This is a genomic window from Streptomyces sp. NPDC049597 (assembly GCF_040675505.1).
GTDB lineage: Bacteria > Actinomycetota > Actinomycetes > Streptomycetales > Streptomycetaceae > Streptomyces.
Window position 1 is genome coordinate 84,435 of the sequence record NZ_JBFAOY010000010.1, and the last position, 18,846, is coordinate 103,280.

General features: G+C 69.9%; 16 protein-coding genes. 5 read left to right on the forward strand and 11 right to left on the reverse strand.

Going from position 1 to position 18,846, the window contains the following annotated elements; genetic code table 11:
* Positions 1 to 5: 5 nt before the first annotated feature.
* Positions 6 to 1,211 (reverse strand): M6 family metalloprotease domain-containing protein, encoded by a 1,206-nt coding sequence (locus AB0K02_RS14195; protein WP_365992678.1) that lies wholly within the window; start codon positions 1,209 to 1,211, stop codon positions 6 to 8.
* Positions 1,212 to 1,311: 100 nt separating this feature from the next.
* Here AB0K02_RS14195 and AB0K02_RS14200 point away from each other — a divergent pair, with 100 nt between their 5' ends.
* Positions 1,312 to 2,283: a LysR family transcriptional regulator gene (locus AB0K02_RS14200; protein ID WP_365992679.1), complete on the forward strand. Its 972-nt coding sequence runs from the start codon at positions 1,312 to 1,314 to the stop codon at positions 2,281 to 2,283.
* Between the two features lie 307 nt (positions 2,284 to 2,590).
* Here the strand turns inward: AB0K02_RS14200 and AB0K02_RS14205 are convergent, their stop codons facing one another.
* Positions 2,591 to 3,280 (reverse strand): response regulator, encoded by a 690-nt coding sequence (locus AB0K02_RS14205; RefSeq protein ID WP_365992680.1) that lies wholly within the window; start codon positions 3,278 to 3,280, stop codon positions 2,591 to 2,593.
* A 518-nt stretch (positions 3,281 to 3,798) separates the two neighbouring features.
* Here AB0K02_RS14205 and AB0K02_RS14210 point away from each other — a divergent pair.
* Positions 3,799 to 4,938: a DUF475 domain-containing protein gene (locus AB0K02_RS14210; protein ID WP_365992681.1), complete on the forward strand. Its 1,140-nt coding sequence runs from the start codon at positions 3,799 to 3,801 to the stop codon at positions 4,936 to 4,938.
* An 86-nt stretch (positions 4,939 to 5,024) separates the two neighbouring features.
* Positions 5,025 to 6,461 (forward strand): NAD(P)H-quinone dehydrogenase, encoded by a 1,437-nt coding sequence (locus tag AB0K02_RS14215; RefSeq protein ID WP_365992682.1) that lies wholly within the window; start codon positions 5,025 to 5,027, stop codon positions 6,459 to 6,461.
* 145 nt (positions 6,462 to 6,606) lie between these two features.
* Here AB0K02_RS14215 and AB0K02_RS14220 read toward each other — a convergent pair whose 3' ends face one another.
* The 6 genes from AB0K02_RS14220 to AB0K02_RS14245 form a co-directional block, all read right to left on the reverse strand.
* Positions 6,607 to 8,328: an acyl-CoA dehydrogenase family protein gene (locus AB0K02_RS14220; protein WP_365992683.1), complete on the reverse strand. Its 1,722-nt coding sequence runs from the start codon at positions 8,326 to 8,328 to the stop codon at positions 6,607 to 6,609.
* Positions 8,329 to 8,392: 64 nt separating this feature from the next.
* Positions 8,393 to 8,959 carry a PadR family transcriptional regulator gene (locus AB0K02_RS14225; protein ID WP_365992684.1) on the reverse strand — a complete coding sequence of 189 codons (567 nt, stop codon included), beginning with the start codon at positions 8,957 to 8,959 and terminating at the stop codon, positions 8,393 to 8,395.
* Positions 8,960 to 9,074: 115 nt separating this feature from the next.
* Positions 9,075 to 10,802 carry a SpoIIE family protein phosphatase gene (locus AB0K02_RS14230; protein WP_365992685.1) on the reverse strand — a complete coding sequence of 576 codons (1,728 nt, stop codon included), beginning with the start codon at positions 10,800 to 10,802 and terminating at the stop codon, positions 9,075 to 9,077.
* 177 nt (positions 10,803 to 10,979) lie between these two features.
* Complete coding sequence (locus AB0K02_RS14235) at positions 10,980 to 11,366, reverse strand: VOC family protein (RefSeq protein WP_365992686.1); 387 nt, start codon at positions 11,364 to 11,366, stop codon at positions 10,980 to 10,982.
* A 5-nt stretch (positions 11,367 to 11,371) separates the two neighbouring features.
* Positions 11,372 to 11,656, reverse strand: a complete 285-nt coding sequence (locus AB0K02_RS14240) for a metalloregulator ArsR/SmtB family transcription factor (protein ID WP_365992687.1) — start codon at positions 11,654 to 11,656, stop codon at positions 11,372 to 11,374.
* A 78-nt stretch (positions 11,657 to 11,734) separates the two neighbouring features.
* Entirely contained in the window at positions 11,735 to 12,412 is a 678-nt protein-coding gene (locus AB0K02_RS14245) for a helix-turn-helix transcriptional regulator (RefSeq protein ID WP_365992688.1), read from the reverse strand.
* Between the two features lie 276 nt (positions 12,413 to 12,688).
* On the opposite strand from AB0K02_RS14245, the gene AB0K02_RS14250 reads away from it, so the two are divergent.
* Together AB0K02_RS14250 and AB0K02_RS14255 are read left to right on the forward strand one after the other, a co-directional pair.
* Positions 12,689 to 14,134: an NCS2 family permease gene (locus tag AB0K02_RS14250; protein WP_365992689.1), complete on the forward strand. Its 1,446-nt coding sequence runs from the start codon at positions 12,689 to 12,691 to the stop codon at positions 14,132 to 14,134.
* Between the two features lie 265 nt (positions 14,135 to 14,399).
* Positions 14,400 to 14,909 carry a DinB family protein gene (locus AB0K02_RS14255; RefSeq protein WP_365992690.1) on the forward strand — a complete coding sequence of 170 codons (510 nt, stop codon included), beginning with the start codon at positions 14,400 to 14,402 and terminating at the stop codon, positions 14,907 to 14,909.
* A 247-nt stretch (positions 14,910 to 15,156) separates the two neighbouring features.
* On the opposite strand, the gene AB0K02_RS14260 is transcribed toward AB0K02_RS14255, so the two are convergent.
* The 3 genes from AB0K02_RS14260 to AB0K02_RS14270 are packed head-to-tail and all read right to left on the reverse strand — an operon-like array spanning position 15,157 to position 18,664.
* Positions 15,157 to 16,197: an MBL fold metallo-hydrolase gene (locus tag AB0K02_RS14260; protein WP_365992691.1), complete on the reverse strand. Its 1,041-nt coding sequence runs from the start codon at positions 16,195 to 16,197 to the stop codon at positions 15,157 to 15,159.
* Positions 16,197 to 17,489, reverse strand: coding sequence for a hypothetical protein (locus tag AB0K02_RS14265; protein ID WP_365992692.1), 1,293 nt, complete (start codon positions 17,487 to 17,489; stop codon positions 16,197 to 16,199). The genes AB0K02_RS14260 and AB0K02_RS14265 overlap by 1 nt, the downstream gene beginning before the upstream one ends.
* Positions 17,486 to 18,664: a caspase family protein gene (locus AB0K02_RS14270; RefSeq protein WP_365992693.1), complete on the reverse strand. Its 1,179-nt coding sequence runs from the start codon at positions 18,662 to 18,664 to the stop codon at positions 17,486 to 17,488. The genes AB0K02_RS14265 and AB0K02_RS14270 overlap by 4 nt, the downstream gene beginning before the upstream one ends.
* Between the last annotated feature and the right edge of the window lie 182 nt (positions 18,665 to 18,846).

Here is an 18,846-nt window from a genome sequence, read left to right on the forward strand (position 1 = left end):
ACGGGTCACGACTTGGTGATCCGCACGGTCTCTCCGTACCCGTCGGCGCTCACCACGTCGATCCGGACACCGGCCATGGCGTCGTGGAAGGACTCGCCCGCCCAGTAGGGGGCGTCGTCCAGCGGGCGGCAGCCTGCGGCCGGCGTGGCAAGCGGCTTGGCGTCCATGACCCGGATCGGCCCTTCGCCGGTCCGCACCGAGGTGTCGATGCGGTAGATCAGCGCCCCCGTGGAACAGACGGCCGTGTCCGCCTGGACGCCCCGCCTCGATTCGACGACGTACGCGGTGGTGGAACTGGTGCGAACGACGGCCATCTTGGTCCCGGATCCGTACTCCACGGCGGTGAGATACACCGTGTCGCTGCCTGCCGAGGCCCGGCAGACGACCTGGTTGTCCTGTGTCCAGCCGAGCTTCCAGGAGTGCCAGGCGAAGTACTGCGGCCCCGCGCCCCCGACCAGGCCCATCACGTCCCACCCGCCCACGAAGCGGTGCGCGTCGGTCCCGGCGTCGAAGGCGTACAGATCGGGCAGCCCGAAGGTGTGGCCGGTCTCGTGCGCCACCAACTTCCTCCCCCAGTGCCACATGTCCTGACCGAACGTCACCGCCCACTTGATCCGACTCCCGTCGGCGACGACGCCCGCCGTTCCCGGGTGGTACACGTAGGTGGGGGTGAAGGAGATCGCCGCCGCGTTCCTCGTCGGCACGACGTACACCATGGCGTATTCGGAGAAGTTCACGTAGGGGTCGGCTGCCCTGACCGCGTCCTTGACGTACGCCTCGTGGGCTTCGTGCGTCAGCCCTCGCGCGTAGCCGTAATCGGTGGACACGCGCGGCATCCTCACCCAGCGCTGATGCTGGGTGATGGCCAGCCAGGCCTTGCCGTACGAGGCGTTCCACAGCCAGTCCGCACCGGGAGTGATCTGTGCCGCGTCCTGTGCGGGCGTCTCGGTGGCGGGCGCGTCCGGGAAGTCCACGAAGATCATGGCGACCCTGATGTTTCCCGACGGGCGCTGGAACACCGAATAGTCCGTGTCGTGTCCCTCGTCCGTCCAGCCGGTGGTGCCGCGCAGAGCGCAGGCCGACACACTGTCCGCGGCCGTGGCGGCGCGGGCGTGAGGAGGGCTGAGAAGAAGCGGGAACGGAAGCAGGCCGGCGAGCAGCAGTGGCGACAGCGACGGCCGGTGGATCGACGGGAGACGCAGGAATCTCACGTGATCACCACCTCTCCATGAATGGTGTGTGACATTTCACTTACGATTGCGGACGCACGGGGCTGTCCGGAAGCTGTCGCCGGTCCATAACATCCGCGCCATGGACCTGGAGATACGGCACCTGCGCGTGGTGTGCACGATCGCCGATGCGGGGAGCCTCACCCGCGCCGCCACCGAACTCCACATGACACAGCCGGGGATCAGCGCCCAACTGCGCCGTATCGAGGCCATGCTGGGCGGGTGCCTCTTCGACCGGCGACAGCAGGGCACGGTCCCCACGCCTCTCGGCGAGCTGGTACTGGGCCGAGCCCAGGCCATCCTGCCGAGCATCGACGAGCTGCTCACCGACACGGCCCGCGCCACCCGGCGCATGTCGGCCGCCGCCCGGATCCGCGTCGGCTCGGTCGGAGCCCCGCTGCTCGGGCATCTCCTCCTGGCCGTGAAGGCGTTGCTGCCGGAGGCGGAAGTGACCTCCCGCTGCCGGTACTCCCCTCTCGACCTCCTCGAGGACCTCGCCGCGGGCCGGCTGGAAGTGGCGGTGCTCGGCGATCATCCCGGCCAGGAGCTGCCGCGGCCCGAAGGGGTGGCACTCCACACGATCGCCACCGAGCCGGTCTTCGCGCTCCTGCCGGCGACCCATCCGCTCGCGGCGCGGGACGAGGTCCCACTGCCCGAACTGCTTCAGGAAGACTGGGCGGTTCCCCGGCCCGCTGCCGACCGCACCCGCGAATACTGGTCCTCCGTCTCCGCTCTGACGGGCCGCACGCCGTGCGCCCCCTATGAGGCGGAGGGGCGGCAGCTGATCGAGATCGTACGGGCGGGCCTGGCCGTCAGCCTCTGCCAGTGCACGTTCATCGAGGTACCCGGCGTGGTGGTCCGCCCCTTGGCCGGGAACCCTCTGTGGTACCGGCACATTCTCGCCTGGCGCGACGACGGACCTCTGGCGGCCGCCGGGACCGAGATCCTCAGCCGTGTCGTCGAGGACTACCGGTCCGCCTGCACCACGAGCCCCGCTTACGCGCTCTGGCAGGAGCGGAACCGGGGCGCGCCGCGCGCCCCGCACCACTCCTGACGATCGCCCAGGGGGTGCGAGGGGACAGCGCGGAGGGCGCCACTGGAGCGAGGCACCAACGCTCGGACTACTCGGTGATCTCGACGGCTCCGTTCGGGGACGGCGTGGCAGCCGCGCCCCCGGCCGGTGCCGGCTTCTTGTGGGTGAGGCCACTGCCGGAACACGGCAACCGTCACGCTCCCTTGATGCCGTACTCGTGAGAAGGCCGAGCGCATCGGGCGCGTTCGCTGTGCCGGCGACGGCCCGGCGGGGGCAGCCCCCGCCGCGGAGGCGCTGCGCTGTCCTTTGCGCGGCTGGGACGATCGCCCTAGCCGCCCGGCGGGCGGGCCCAGGCGAACCGGTGCTCGGGGCGGCCCTTCTCGCCGTAGCGCAGGCTCAGACGGACCCGGCCGGCCTGCTCCAGCAGCTTCAGGTACCGCTGCGCCGTCTGCCGGCTCAGCCCCGACCGGGTGGCGATGTCCTGGGCCGAGAGGGGGCCCTCGGCCTCCCGCAGGACCTCCCGCACCAGATCGGCGGTGAGTGCCGAGTGCCCCTTGGGCAGGTTGGCCGGGCCCGCGGCGGCGCCGCGCAGCGCGGCGAAGATACGGTCCACCTTGTCCTGTTCGGCCTCGTCCCCGCTGTCGAGCGCGCGGCGCATCGACGCGTAGCCCTCGAGCTTGACGCGCAGCCCGACGAAGGTGAACGGCTTGACGAGGTACTGCAACGCTCCGTGCCTCATCGCGGCCTGGACGGTGGCGATGTCGCGCGCCGCTGTCACCATGATCACGTCTGTGTGCAGCCCGCACTCCCGCATCCGCCTCACGAGCGCGAGGCCGGTCTCGTCCGGCAGGTAGTGATCGAGGAGGATGAGGTCGACCTCGGTGTGCTCGAAGAAGGCCAGCGCCTCGGCGGCCGAGTGCGCCCGCCCCGCCACGCGGAAACCGGGCACCTTCGTGACGTAGGCGGAGTTGATCTCGGCGACGCGGAAGTCGTCGTCCACGACGAGTACGTTGATCACGGCCGGTTCCCCACCGTCGCAGGGCTCCGCAGTGGGAGCACCTGGGGAATGCCGCCGCGAGGCCGGCCGATACGCATCCGTCCGCCTCCGTCCCGCCGCGGAGCGTCCTTCCGTACCGGTCGTCTGCACGAGGGGTACGGGGGCAGCGGCAATCCCTGCTGTCATTGCTCATGGGAGTTGTAACGCGAGCGAAATGAGCACAACAGGGGCGTGCGCCAAGTCGTTACCGAGACCTCCTGCTGATCACCGAGCCGGCGAGGCTCGCGGCGTCGACGACGATCCGGGCGGCGGGCCTCCGACGTGCCCGCCGGCTGGGGCCCGGCTCCCCGTCCGAGGCGCCCGCCGTGCTCCCGGCAGCCGGTTGAGTCGCCCCGAGCAAAACGAGATTCCGAGAGCAGAAAGAGCAGAAATCCCGTACGTGTCGGGACCTCAGGGCACCGACCTAAGCTTCGGTCTCAGCGCTTTGTGATCGGCGCGGCAGGGAAATGCGGGAACCCGTACACACGATTGGGTAGCCAGTGCTCTTCAGAACCTTCGGCTGGTCCTTCGGCGTCACCGCCGCCGGACTCGCAGGCGCCGCCGTCCTCTGGGGCTGGGAAGGCTTCGCCGTGGTGGCGATTCTCAGCATCCTCGAGATCTCGCTGTCGTTCGACAATGCGGTTGTCAACGCGGGCATCCTGAAGAAAATGAATGCCTTCTGGCAGAAGCTCTTCCTTTCTGTCGGAATTCTCATCGCCGTTTTCGGAATGCGCCTGGTCTTTCCGGTCGTGATCGTCTCCCTCACCGCCGAGGTCGGCCCGATCGATGCCGTCCGGCTGGCGATGGACGATCCGGAGCGGTACGAGATGCTCGTGACCGACGCCCACCCGGCGATCGCCGCCTTCGGCGGGATGTTCCTGCTCATGATCTTCCTCGACTTCATCCTCGATGAGCGCGAGCACACCTGGCTCGGCCGGATCGAGCGCCCGCTGGCCAGGCTCGGCCGGATCGAGGGACTGTCGATCTGCACCGGGCTGATCGTCCTTCTGGTCACCGCGACCACCATCGCCCACGAAGCGGCACAACACGGCGGCACGCACGTCGACAAGTCGGCCACGGTCCTGCTGTCGGGCGTCGCGGGGATGATCACGTACCTCGTCGTCGGCGGACTGTCCGGACACTTCGAGAACAAGCTCGAAGAACAGGAGGAGAAGGAGCACGAGGCCGAGGGAGCGGCCCGGAAGGCGGGTCGGGAGCCCTCGGTGGTGGGCCTTGCCGGCAAGGCCGCGTTCTTCATGTTCCTCTACCTCGAAGTGCTGGACGCGTCCTTCTCCTTCGACGGCGTCATCGGGGCCTTCGCCATCACCAATCACATCTTCTGGATGGCGCTGGGTCTCGGCATCGGCGCGATGTACGTCCGCTCCCTGACCGTCTACCTGGTCCGCCAGGGCACCCTCGACGACTACGTCTACCTGGAGCACGGCGCCCACTATGCGATCGGCGCGCTGGCCGGCCTGCTGCTCGTCAGCATCAAGTGGCACGTCAACGAGGTCGTCACCGGCCTCATCGGTGTGGCCCTGATCGCCGCGTCCTTCTGGTCGTCGGTGCGACACAACGGCAGTCAGGCGGTGACGCGGACGGGTTCCGACGAGAGGCGCGAGGTGACATCCGGCGTCTGACGGTCACGCCGGGGTGCGATCACCTCACGGCCGGCACGGACTGCCGGCGATCGGCGCGGAGAGTGCGGAAGGAAGAGAGCGGGACGATGGCGTGCGTGACTCGGGTCGTGATCATCGGTGGCGGCCCCGGCGGCTACGAGGCTGCCCTGGTGGCCGCCCAGCTCGGTGCGGAGGTGACCGTCGTGGACCGCGACGGTCTCGGCGGGGCGTCGGTGCTGACCGACTGCGTGCCCTCGAAGACGTTGATCGCGACGGCTGAGGTCATGACGGCCTTCGACTCCTCCTACGAGGAACTCGGCATCGTCGCCACCTCAGGCATGCCGCACGCCGGCAGGGCAGCGCGCGTCATGGGTGTCGACCTGGGCAGGGTGAACCACCGTGTCAAGGGGCTCGCTCTCGCCCAGTCGCACGACATCACCACCGCCGTCACCCGCGCCGGCGTCCGCGTCGTGCGCGGGCGCGGGCGGCTGGAGCCGGGGCAGGCGCCCGACGGTTCCCGCAGGGTGACCGTGACGGCCGCCGACGGCTCGACCCGGACGCTGGTCGCCGACGGGGTGCTGGTGGCGACCGGCGGGCATCCCCGCGAGATCCCCGACGCCCGGCCCGACGGCGAGAGGATCCTGAACTGGACGCAGCTGTACGACCTGGACGAGCTGCCCGAGAAGCTCATCGTGGTCGGTTCGGGTGTGACGGGCGCCGAGTTCGCGGGCGCGTACCAGAGCCTCGGATCCGAGGTCACGCTGGTCTCCTCGCGCGACCGGGTGCTGCCGGGCGAGGACCCGGACGCGGCCACCGTGCTGGAGGACGTATTCCGGCGGCGCGGCATGAAGGTCATGGCGCGCTCGCGAGCCCGGTCGGCCAAGCGCACGGGCGACCGGGTGGAGGTCACCCTTGCCGACGGGCGGGTCATCACCGGCACGCACTGCCTCATGGCTGTCGGCGCGATCCCCAACACCTCCGGCGCGGGTCTGGAGGAGGCCGGGGTCGAGCTGACGGACTCCGGGCACATCCGGACCGACGGTGTGTCGCGTACCACCGCGCCGGGCGTGTACGCGGCCGGTGACTGCACCGGTGTCTTCGCTCTCGCTTCGGTCGCGGCCATGCAGGGCAGGATCGCGATGTACCACCTCCTGGGCGAATCGGTCACGCCGCTGAACCTCAAGACCGTCTCGGCCAACGTCTTCACCGACCCGGAGATCGCCACCGTCGGCCACACCCAGGCCGACGTCGACAACGGCCTCATCGACGCCCGTGTCGTCACGTTGCCGTTGCGGCGCAACCCGCGCGCGAAGATGCAGGGCATCCGGGACGGCTTCGTCAAGATCTTCTGCCGGCCCGGCACGGGCATCGTGATCGGCGGCGTCGTCGTCTCGCCGCGTGCGAGCGAGCTGATCCATCCGGTGTCGATCGCGATCGACGGCAACCTCACGGTGGAGCGGGTCGCGAGAGCGTTCACGGTCTACCCGTCCCTGTCCGGGTCGATCGCCGAGACCGCCCGGCAGTTGCACGGACACGGCCTCTGAGGGGCCGGCCCCCACCGGGCCGGTGCCCCGGAATCCGTGTGCACGGCCGGCCGGGACCCGGGCACGCGCGGTCCGGCTGGTCGGTTCGGCCGACGGCGACGACGGTGCGACAGCCGTCCGCCGGCTGCCGCCCGTCGTCGCGTCGTCACGGCGCCATCTCGTACGCCCCGGACAGGGCCTCCACTCGCTCCCAGACCCGGGCCGAGCGGCCCTGGTCGGCGGCCGGGCGCCGGATCGCGCCGAGTGCCCAGATCTGCTGCTCCTCCGTGGCGGAGTCCTTGCCGTGGAGTTCGACGGCGTGCACGGAGAAGTCGCGTACGAGGACGGCGAACAGTTCGTCCAGCACGTCCTCGTCGAGGCCGGTCAGGCGCGCCTGCTCCAGGATCAGCTGACCGTGGACGACGAGCGCGAACAGCTGGCCGACGGAGAGCAGGAGATCGAGGTCGCGGCTCTGCTCCTTGTCGGGCGCCGCGGTGGTGACGAACTCGCACAGCGCGTCCGCCTGTTCGCGCAGCAGGGTGACGTTGGGCAGGGCCGCGTAGGCGTCGTATGCCGCGCGCCAGTCGTGGAAGCGGACGGATCCCAGGCCGCGGGCCGGTCCCTGCTGGAAGAGGAAGGTGTCGTCGGCCGCGTCGAGGCGGGTCGGGACGGGCGCGTACTCGGCCGGGTCCAGCAGGTGGTTGCGCATGAACTTGAGGATCAGCGCGAGATTGACGTGGACCGTGCCCTCCAGCTTGGGCAGGCCGCGGATCTCGACGGCCGCCTGGGCGAAGTAGTTGTCCTTCTCGAAGCCCTTGGCCGCGATGACGTCCCACATCAGATCGATGACCTTCTCGCCCTCCGTGGTCACCTTCATCTTCGTCATGGGGTTGAAGAGCAGGTAGCGGCGGTCGTCGGGGCCGGCGGTGCGGAAGTAGTCGACGGCGCGGTCGCTGAAGAGTTTCATGCCGACGAGACGGACGTACGCGTCGGTCAGCTCGCGGCGCACGTGCGGGAAGGCGGTGACCGGGCGGCCGTAGAGGATGCGGTTGTGCGCGTGGGTGACGGCCTCGTACATCGCGTGCTCGCAGATGCCGATGGAGGCGGTGCAGAGGTTGAACTTGCCCACGTTCACGGTGTTGAGGGCGGCGTCGAACGCGGCGCCGCCGGTGTGCAGGACGTCGTCCGGGCCGACCGGGTAGTTCTCCAGGCGGAACTCGCTGACGTACTTGGAGGAGTCGACGACGTTCTTCACGAGGTGGTAGGCGGGGTGACGGCTGTCGGCCGCGAAGAAGACGTATCCCTCCGGGCCCTCAACGTCGGTGCGGCGGCCGAAGACGGAGACCAGCCCTGCGGCGTTGCCGTTGCCGATGTAGTACTTGGAGCCGCTGGCGAGGAAGCCGCCGTTGCCGTCGGGCTCCAGCAGCATGTCGGTGGAGTAGATGTCGGCGCCGTGCGCCTTCTCGGAGAGGCCGAAGGCGAACACCTCGCCCTGGGCGAGGAGTTCGGCCGCACGGGCGCGGGCGTTCGCGTTGCCGCTCTGCCAGACGGGGCCGAGGCCCAGGATGGTGACCTGCCACGCGTACCAGTAGTCGAGCCCGTAGAAGCCGAAAATCTCGTTGAGGGCGGCGATGCGGGCGGTGTCCCACCGCTTGTCCTGGTGCCCGTCGGCGGCGGAGGCCGGGGTGAGGAACGTCGCGAAGAGGCCCTCCTTGGCCGCGAACGCCAGGAAGTCCGCGAGCCAGGCCCGCGAGCGGTAGTCCTCGATCAGCCGGCGCTTGCCCCGCTCCTCGAACCAGTCGACGGTGGCGCGCAGCAGCCTGCGGGTCTCGGGGTCGAAGTGCGCCGGGTCGTAGGTGCGCGGGTTGAACAGCAGGGTGTCGGCCATGGAGGTTCGCCTTCCGGGGAGTCGAGAGGTGCGGGTTGCCGGTCGGGAGGAGAGGACGGGCAGTTCAGGTACGCGGGCGTGACGCGACGAGCCGGTGGACGGTGGCGAGCACGTCGTCGAGCCAGGCGATCGTCATCCGTTCGTACGCGATGCCGCCGCGCAGCACGACATGCTGCAGTTCCCGGCCGGCGTCGGGCGGTGCGGGGGCGCCGGGCCCGGTGAAGTCGCGCATTTCCCCGGCGAGGTAGTGCGCAAGCCGGTCCCTGTGCACCTGACGGTGCCGCTCGATCTCCCTGATCAGCGCGGCCGGGTCGTCGAAGGCCGCGCCTCGGATCTTCACGGCGAGATCGTGCCGGAGGCTCTCGGGTTCGATCGGCTCGTGCAGCCACTCGGAGAGGGCCGCACGGCCGCGCACGGCGACGGAGTACTCCCTCTTGTCCGGCCGGCCCTGTTGTGCCACGTCGCGGACGTCGAGCAGGCCGTCGCTCTCCATGCGCTTGAGAACGCGGTAGATCTGCTGGTGGGTGGCGGTCCAGAAGTAGCCGATGGACCGCTCGAAACGCCGGGCCAGCTCATAGCCGGAGCCCGGCTTCTCCAGAAGCGAGACGAGTATCGCGTGTTCGAGCGCCACGCGGCGATCCTGCTATGCAACTTGTTGCATAGACAAGCGGCGGCGCCCAGGTGAGACGCGGCTCACCCGGGGCATGCCCACCGCGTCCGGCCGGTTCCCAGGTCGCCGAGGTGTGTCAGAGCTCGGGCCCGTCCTCCGCAGGCACGCGCACGAGCAGGAGAGCGACGTCGTCGTCGTTGTCCTGGGGGCGGGATCGTTCCATGAGGAGGTCGGTGAAGGCCTCCAGCGGCCGGTGGGCCAGAGAGGCGGCATTGCGGCGCAGTCTCTCCAGGCCGTCGTCGAGCGAACGGCCAGGGGACTCGATCAGGCCGTCGGTGTAGAGCACCAGGGTGGACTGCGGCGGCAGGACGGCCGTTCCGTCCTCACGGGGCATGCTGACGTGGGAGCCGAGAAGGATGCCGTGTCCGTCGTCGAGGTAGCGGCTCTGGCCGTCGTAGGTGACCAGCAGAGGCGGCGGGTGGCCGGCGTTCGTCCACCGCAGCCTCCACTGCCCGGCACCGTCCCTCTCCAGCCGGCCGAAGATCACGGTGGCCATCTCGACTTCCGAGATGTGCGAAAGGGCCTCGTCGACATGGCTCATGACGACGCTGGGCGGTTCCTTCTGCGACCAGGCGTAGGCCCGCAGGATGTTGCGGAGCTGGGCCATGTCGGCCGCTGCGTCCAGGTCGTGCCCGACGACGTCGCCGATGACCAGCGCGAGGGCATGGTCCGGAAGACGGAAGGCGTCGTACCAGTCTCCGCCGACCTGGGAGGCGTGCGGCGCGGGCAGGTAGCGAGCGGCCATTTCCAGGCCCGGTACGCGGGGCATCTGGGGCAGCAGGTGGCGCTGCATGGTCTCGGAGACCTTCCGCTGCCGCTGGTAGAGACGCGCGTTGTCGAGTGCCAGACCGGCGCGGCGGGTGATGTCCTCCAGCAGGGGGATGTCGGCGCCTGTGAAGGCGTCGGGGCGGTCGGATCTGCCGAGGGTGAGAGCCCCGAGGACCTCTCGCAGTCCGCGGATCGGTGCGATGACCGCGGAGTGCATGTGCGTGCCCTCGAAAAGCCTGCGCTGTTCGACGGCGATGCCGGAGTCGGGCGGCCCCTGATATGTCTCGGGCGTCGCCAGGGTCGACCCCGCGCCCCTCAGCGCCCGGGACAGCGGCTGGGGAGAGGCGGCGGGCACCGGCGGCATGGCCCCCTCCAGGTCCTCGCGGCGCACGAGCCGGCCGTCCTCCTCGTGCGCGACGACGGCGCGCCACACCTCGTCGTTGTCCCTGATCAGGTCGACGATCGCCCAGTCCGCCAACAGCGGAACGACCAGCCGCACCAGTCGGTCCAGCGCCTCCTCGACATCGAGTGTGGAGGTGAGCTGCGTCGTGGTCTCGGCCAGCAGCGCCAGACGTTCCAGCTCCGGCAGCAGCTCCATGCTGAAGGCCGAGTCCTGCAGGTGCGGCCCGGTGGTCTCGTGCTCGTGGAACACCACGAGGGCACCCACCTCGTCGGCGCCGAGGCGCAGGGGCGTCGCCAGCCAGGACATCGTCAGCAAGGTCCCGTCACCGCGCTCGAAGTAGCCCAGTTCCTCCTGCCGGGTCCGCCGCGCGACGAAGGCTTCCATCATCGAGCAGCGGGTCCTGGGAATGCCCATCCCGTTGCTGTCCCGGTGGAGCAGATCATGCGCGTCCGCGCCGAGGAGATCCTCGGCGCTCCGTCCCAGCAACGCCTCGGCCGCACCGTTCACCGCAACGATGGCGCCGTCGGCATCCACCGCGTACGCGCCGGCCTCGAGTCCTGCCAGCCAGCTGCCCAGCCGGTGCTGCGCGAACTGCTCCGCGTCTCCTGCCCGACCACCATGCTGCGCGCCCATCTCCCCGCACCTCCGCACTCATGCCGGCCCTGTCAGCGGTCTCCGGCGGCCTGCCCGGCTCCCGGCCGGCGCCCCGCGAAACATACGGGAACCACTCTCGCGACACCCGGATTCTCCTACGGGCAGGCACTCGGTGGTGGACGACCGGCCACGGCGCACACCGCGCCACAGACGGTCCTACTCGACGTGGGCGATCTGGATGAGGTTGCCGCAGGTGTCGTCCAGCACCGCCGTGGTGACCGGGCCCGTCTTCAGGGGCTCCTGGGTGAACTGCACTCCCAGCTCCCGCAGTCTGGCGAACTCCGCGTGCACGTCGTCCACGGCGAACGAGGTGACCGGGATGCCGTCCTCGACGAGTGCCGATGTGTACGGCTTCACCGCGGGATGGCTGTCCGGCTCCAGCACCAGTTCCGTGCCGTCGGGGTTCTCGGGAGAGACCACGGTCAGCCACCGGTGCTCGCCCAGCGGGACGTCGTTCTTCTTCACGAAGCCCAGCACCTCGGTGTAGAAGCGCAGGGCCTTGTCCTGGTCGTCGACGAAGACGCTGGCCAGATTGATTCTCATGGCGTTCACTCCGATGCGTCGGGCCTGAGCCATCGGGCGATGACGCGCTCAAGCGGTTCGGTGTTCAGGTCGTGGAACTTGTAGCGGCCCTGGCGTCGGGTCCGTATCAGATCCGCGGCTTCCAGCACCGCGAGGTGCTGACTGATCGCCTGGCGGGACAGCCCGAGCCCGTGTCTGGCCGTCAGCCGTGCGCAGATCTCGAACAGGGACTGGCCGTCCCGCTCCACCAGCTCGTCGAGGATGCGCCTGCGGGTGGGGTCGGCCAGAGCCTTGAAGACATCACTCGCCACAGCCCCATCGTAGGCAAGCATTCACTTGCCTATCAAGATGCGAAACACCGCCGCCGGCCCGAGTGACGCACCACAGCGTCAGCGGTCCGGGAGCCGGGCCCAGAAGTGGTTGACGATGTCGTCGATGTAGCGCCGCCCGTTCTCCCCGGAGGCGATGGCACCGCCCGCCCGGCTGAGGGTGGCGGCCATGAGGGCCTGGTACTCCTGGTGCATGGCGCGCAGGGGTTCCTGCAGGTCACGGCGTTCCATGGAGACGAGGCGCGCGATGGCGCGGATGTGGGCCTGCCAACGAGTGGAGACGGCTTCGGTGAGAAGGGCGGCGAGTTCGCCCTCGAGGCCGGTGATGGCGATGAAGTCGCGCGGGGGAAGGCTGAGGACGGCGCCCAGTGCGGCGGACTGCCGTTTGTCACCGGCCCATCGGCCGGTTTCCTCCATGTGGTGGTAGGCGTCGAGGGCGACGCCGGTCGCGCGCGCGACGTCCTCGGCGGCGAGTCCGCGGGCCAGACGGTGTTCCCGCAGGGTCCGGGGTGCGCCCATGAGATCACGGGGGTCGCACCACAGGGCGCCGGCGAGGGCGGTGAGTTCGTTGGCGGTGGGCAGGGCGGTGCCGCGTTCCCACGCGGCGATGTGATCGGGGGTGATGTGGTTCATGCCGTAGGAGGCGCGCATGCCGTAGGCGACGTGGCCGGGGGCCATCCCGAGTTTCTCGCGCAGGATGCGGGCAGCGCGCGCGTTGAAGGGGAGCGGTGGATGCACAGGCTGAGAGTAGGCAGTCACCACGGGTGAACTCCACGGCCGCTGTCGTCCGCATCCCGTTTTGGCGGGATAGGTCGTCGGCGATTCTGTAGGAAACAACAGGGGCGGCAGCAGAAGTCAACCCCTGGCCATCGCAAGGTAATTGAGATCACGTCCCTGACGCGTATGATCCGTTTGCAAGGTGCCGTATGTGTGTTCGCACAACTGGCTGCCTCACGCGCCCGGCACCACCGCCATGCCTTCCCCCTCGCACCTGCAGGTCCAGGAGACGCAGTCATGCAGACCAGCACGACCGGCCCGGCCGACGCCGCGGCCCCCAGAGCGCACGGCCCGCTCGACCGGTTCTTCCGCGTCAGCGAACGCGGCTCGACCTACGGCCGGGAGATACGCGGCGGGTTCGCCACGTTCTTCACCATGGCGTACATCCTCGTGCTCAACCCGATCATCCTCGGCAGCACCGAGGACAAGTTCGGTGAGCAGCTGGACGCCGCGCAACTGGCCACCGCGACAGCGCTGGTGGCCGCTGTGATGACTGTGATCATGGGCGTGGGCGGCAACCTGCCACTCGCCCTGGCCGCGGGCCTGGGTCTCAACGCCGTCGTCGCCTTCCAGGTCGCGCCGCTGATGAGCTGGGACGACGCGATGGGCCTCATCGTGCTCGAAGGTCTGCTGATCTGCGTCCTGGTGATGACCGGCCTGCGCGAGGCCGTCATGCACGCCATCCCACAACCCCTCAAGCAGGCCATCAGCGTCGGCATCGGCCTGTTCATCGCCTTCATCGGGTTCGTGGACGCCGGGTTCGTCACCCGCATCCCGGATGCCGCGAACACCACCGTGCCCGTCCAGCTCGGCACCGGTACCCTCACCGGCTGGCCCATGCTCGTCTTCTGCCTCGGCGTGCTGGTGACGATCGTCCTCCTGGCCCGCAAGGTGAAGGGCGCCATCCTCATCAGCATCGTCCTGATGACCGTCGTCGCCGTCATCGTCAACGAGATCGCCGACGTCAAGACCTGGGGCCTGACCGCGCCCTCGCTGCCCGGCAATCCGGTCGCCGCCCCCGACTTCGGGCTCCTGGGCCAGTTCGACCTGCTCGGTTCGTTCGGTCAGGTCAGTGTGCTGACCGTCGTCCTGCTCGTCTTCACCCTCATCCTGTCCGACTTCTTCGACACCATGGGCACCGTCGTCGGTGTCACAGCCGAAGCCGGCCTCCTCGACGAGCGCGGTCAGGTCCCGGGTCTGGGCCGCGTCCTGCTCATCGACGGCGCGGCCGCGGTCGCCGGCGGCGCTTCCTCCGCCTCGTCGGCCACCACCTACATCGAGTCCGCGGCGGGTGTCGGCGAAGGCGCGCGCACCGGATTGGCCAATCTCGTCACCGGCGGCCTGTTCGCGCTCGCGCTGTTCCTCGCCCCTGTCCTGACGATCGTGCCTCTCCAGGCCGCGGCCCCGGCCCTCGTCGCGGTCGGGTTCCTGATGATGACCCAGGTCAAGCACATCGACTGGGACCGCTACGACGTCGCCGTCCCCGCCTTCCTGACCATCGTCGTCATGCCGTTCACCTACTCGATCACCAACGGCATCGGCGCCGGCTTCATCGCCTACGTGGTCATCAAGGCGTGCCTGGGCAAGGCCCGCGAGGTGCACTGGCTGCTCTGGGGCACCGCAGCGCTCTTCCTGGTCTACTTCGCCATCGACCCGCTGGAGCAGCTCCTCGGCATCAAGTAACCGCACCACCACACCGTCGGTGGGACGGCTCCGGCCAGCCCGCCGGCGGTGTGTCGTCGGCGCTCCGGGCGACCGCGTCCACGGAGTCCGCCGTTCTCCCCGTCGACGCGGTGTCCGTCGCCGCGAACACCGCGTTGTGTCGCGGCGCCGAAGAGGCCGTGGAGACGGTCCGCCGCGTGACCGAGTCCCGGAGGTCACGGGCGTGGACGACCACGCTGGGCACGGCGGTCTTCTGGGACCCGCCCCTCGACCGGAGAGGACCACGATGACTCCCGACAGCCGTATCGGTCCGCCCCGCTTCGGCAGCGAACGCGAGATGCTGCGCGCCTTCCTCGACTACCACCGCGCAACACTCGCCATGAAGTGTCACGGGCTCACCGACGAGGAGTTGCGGCTGCGGTCGATGCCGCCCTCGACTCTCTCGCTGCTCGGCCTGGTCCGGCACATGGCGGAAGTGGAGCGCGCGTGGTTCCGCCGGGTGTTCGATGACAACGATGCGCCGATGGTCTGGTCCGAGACGATCGACTTCCAGGCCGCGTACGACGCCGGCGAGTCGACCAGAGCCGAGGCGTTCGCGGCGTGGGACGCCGAGGTGGAGAACTCACGCCGCATCGAACGCGACGCCGAGTCACTCGACCTGGCCGGATACCAGCCGCGGTGGGGCAAGGAGGTGTCCCTGCGCATGGTGCTGATCCACGTGCTCCTGGAGTACGCCCGCCACAACGGACACGCGGACTTTCTCCGCGAGGGTGTGGACGGGGTCGTGGGAGCCTGAGCGGTGTGTCCGGCGTGCTCGGATCACCGGGGCATCCGCCATCCCGACTCCCGCCTCTGAGCCCGCCGGCCTGGTCCCTGACGGATCCGGCCGGCCGCGGAGGGCGGGCGGAACAGCCAGCGAACTCGGCGTGGGCGTCACCGGCTCACGCCCGACGGGGACGCGGCTGCCGGGCGCTGCCGCGGCCGACGTCGGCCCAAGGGGCGCTGCTTCAGCGGGACGGTGTGCCCGGACGTGGGCCCGTCCGTCAGAACTCCACGGTGACGAAGCCGTCCTCGTCGGCCGGTGCGGGTGCCAGTACGCGGTAGCCGAACTGCTCCTTCAGGCCGTCGAGGTCCCAGTCGGCCGCCCTGCCACGGTAGTTGAAGACGAGATCCTTCGTCGCCCCGCCGTGCTTGAGGATCCGGGCGATGGCGATGTCGTCCGGGTGGCCGTGGACTCTTCCGTTGGTGGAGATCAGGTAGCGGCCGCAGTCGAGGAGGCCGAGCAGGTCGTTCGAGAGGTTCTTGGCGCTGCCGTGGTGGGCGACCTTCAGGGCGTCGATCCGCAGTCGCCCGCCCTCGGCCTCGGCGCGCGGCCGGAGCGAGGCCACCAGGCGCGGGTCGTCCGCGTCGCCCGTGAAGACGATCCGGGTGCCCTCGAACTCGAACAGCAGGCCGATGCTGGTCGGATTGGTCGGGGAACCGTCCCGCTTGAACGGCATGGCGGCCAGTTCGTCGACGTCGATCACGCCGAAGCGTTCGACGCCCGGCACCGGCTCCCGTTCCAGGGGGTCCACTCCCGGGATCAGCCCGGCCTCCCGGCACTTCGTCTTCCATGTCGTGATCAGCGACTCCAGCAGTCGGCGGTCCGGCGCCAGCACCTCCATCGAGGATCCGTCGTCGAACCAGGTCAGCGGATGGCCCACCTCGACACTGCGGCCGTCGAACGCCTTGTTCCAGGGCAGGCCCTGGCTGATGAGCGCGGTGGTGAGCAGTTCCCCGTCCACCGCGCCGAAGATCTCCCGGTCGTGGAGATGGTCGAAGCCGTTGAACCACACGTCCCCGAACTCCACCGGCCGGTCGGGGTCGTCGAGCAACGCCAGCACACCGAGGATGTGGTCCTGGTCGACATGGGTCACCACGAGCAGGTCGATCCGGCCGCCCAGACCGGCGAGCAGCGGTTTGATCCGCTCGTAGGTGCCGTGTCGTCCGCCGTCGACGAGAATCCGCCGGACGAACTCGTCGTTGCCGTACTCGAGGAGCAGACAGTCGCCGTCCTCCGCCGGCAGCATCCTGAGCCGGATCATCACGCACTCCCTTGCCGCAGGTCGAGAATCAGGAACGGCTCGCGCACGTCGGCCAGCCACGACAGCCGGCGCGCCTCGTGGAGGCGGCGTACGCACTCGGGGTCGTCGGGGAAGGCGGAGAGCCCGTCGATGAGCCAGGCGAGGCCGAGCGTGCAGTACGGGATGCCGCGGTCGAAGGCCTCGATCAGCCCGTCCCGGGCCCGCCGCCTGTCCTGCGAGGCCCGGCGCAGCAGCCGTACCGCCCGCAGGATCGCCCCGTCGCTGAGCCAGGGGAAGCCCTCGGACAATCGCTCCAGCCACGGGTCCCAGTACGTCTCGTCCGCCGAGTGGTCGGTGCCGACGAGGACATAGGCCCCGGCTGCCGCCCCGATGGGGTTCCGGGACGTGGAGTGGAGCATTCCCTCCACATCGGTGAAGAGCTGGGCCGCGGTGGCGAGGGCGCCCTGGGACATGTAGGCGAGGCCCGCGCCGACGGCCGGGTCGCGGACGGCCACGGCGACGGCGCTGCCCGTCGGGCTCTGCCGCAGATTGACCAGCACCTCGACCTCGCGGGTGCCCCAGGGCAGGGGAAGCGTGACCAGGCGCAGGGATCCGGCTGCCTCCACGACCAGGAACTGCCGCTCGCCCACGGGCGCGTCGGGGGTTCCGACGGGGCCGCTGGGGCCGAACCGGTAGAGCGGTGTGACCGCCTCCCCGCGCGCGTCGGGCGCAGGCAGGACACGGGGCTCACCCCGCGCGATCGCCCGGGCGACGGCGAGCCCCGGCGCGTCGTCGTTCTCCGCCAGTGCCAGCATCGAGGCGAAGGACCAGCTCGTGGGGCGGGAGTCGCCGATCCAGGTGGCGAGTTCGGTCAGGTCGACGGCCGTCTCGGGGACGGAGCCGTCCGGTCCGGCGAGGGGGGCGACCATGGACCGTGAGGCGATCGACCGGGCGAGCGGGATCCGGCCGGGACCGTGGTAGACCCTGCCCGGCTCGATGTTGCCCATGAGGTACTGCCAGGAGTGGGTCTCGTACGGCGAGTCCGTCATGACGAAGTCCACCGGGGTCTCCTCGCCCTCCACCGCCACGGCGTTCTGCGTGAGCACCAGCCCGGACGGCAGGGTCGCGGACACGAGGTAGCGTCCGGGTGTCACCGGATACGCCCTGGGCCGGGGCGAATCGCCGCAGGGGATCAGGATGTTGCGCCGGGTCTCGCCGCTGAGGTCGGCCGAGTGGATGTCGCCGACGATCACCGCGGCCTCGGACTCCCCGGCGGAGGCGAGGAAGAGCCTTATGGCGAGTGCGGTGCTCATGGCCGGGCCAGTCCGATGCGGAACAGCGGGGGCCGGGCGTCGAGTTCCTCCCTGCGCAGGTCCTCGGGACCGAGGACGGCCTCGACCTGGTACCGCCCGAACGGCAGGAACAGGGCCCACTCGCTGAGGTCGGGTTCCTCGCCGGGGGCGGGCGGCGGGCGTCGTCGCTCCTCCTGCCCGTGTCGCCGGCAGGTGAACTCGGCGCGCGCGTTGTCCTCCTTGGGCCTGCAGCCGATGTACACGGGGACGATCGGCTCGGCCTGAAGTTCGTGGAAGTCGAAGTCGAACGACTCGGGGCTGACCGGTACCGCGGCTCCCGCCAGGGTGCCCGCGAACGAAGGCTCTCTCATGAAGCGGCCGACCGCGCGCTTGAGCGTGTCGGTGGTCACCCGCCACACACGGTCCTCGGTGTTCTCGCTTCCGGCGCCGTCGAAGCTGCGCAGCAGCGCGTCGGTGAACAGGCTGACGGTGCCCGTGCGCGCGAAGGACTCCTCGCCGTGCAGGGTCGCGTAGATGACGGCGTGTTCTCGTGGCACGAAACCGGCGGGTCGCAGGTTACCGGCGACCGGCACCCGGCCGAGGACGTCCCTGCCCACCAGCTTGTCCAGTCTGTCGGAGCCGGCCCGGCAGGCGTCGACGAAGAAGACCTGCTGGGCGGCCCGGCAGCTGTTGAGTCCCCTGTGCAGTGCCTCGAAGTGCAGGGCGCCGTTCAGCGGACTGTTCCGGTCGGCGAACATGTCCGCTGCGAGGAGAGACGTGTCGAACCCCAGCGACACGCCATGGCCGCAGAAGTAGAAGACCAGCCGGGCCTCGTCGTGGTCTCCCCGCTCCTTCCACTCCGTGACGGCGTGCACGATGTTGTCGATGGTTGCCGCTTCCACCACGTGCGCCGTCTGCGTCCTCGGGTGGACGAAGGGGGCGGGATCCGCCTCGCTCAGCAGGAGGGCCAGGCTCCCCAGCGGTCTGCCCCTGTCGTGGTACGCGTCGATCATCCAGGTGGCGAAGGCGCGCGCCGAGAGGGGTGGCGAGGACAACTGCCGCATCCCCACGGCGCCCGGGTGGTCGGTCGGGGACTTCCCGCCGTCCAGATGCGTGTACGCCCCGACCCCGATGACGAGCGCGTGTGTGGACGAGGCCCCCGCGTGCTCGTCCAGGTGGACCGTGAAACCAGCCATGGAACCTCCGCGTGAGCATGGCAGGCCGGTCGGAGGCTTTGCTCCAGTATAGGAAGCAGTACACCATATGTCCCTCGGAGGCCTTGGGGAGCCCAAGGGCAGGGTGGTGTGCCTGGACGGAACGGGAGTTGAGCTCAAGGCTCGCGGCAGGACGAACGGGAGCCGGGCAGGGCGGGCCCGGT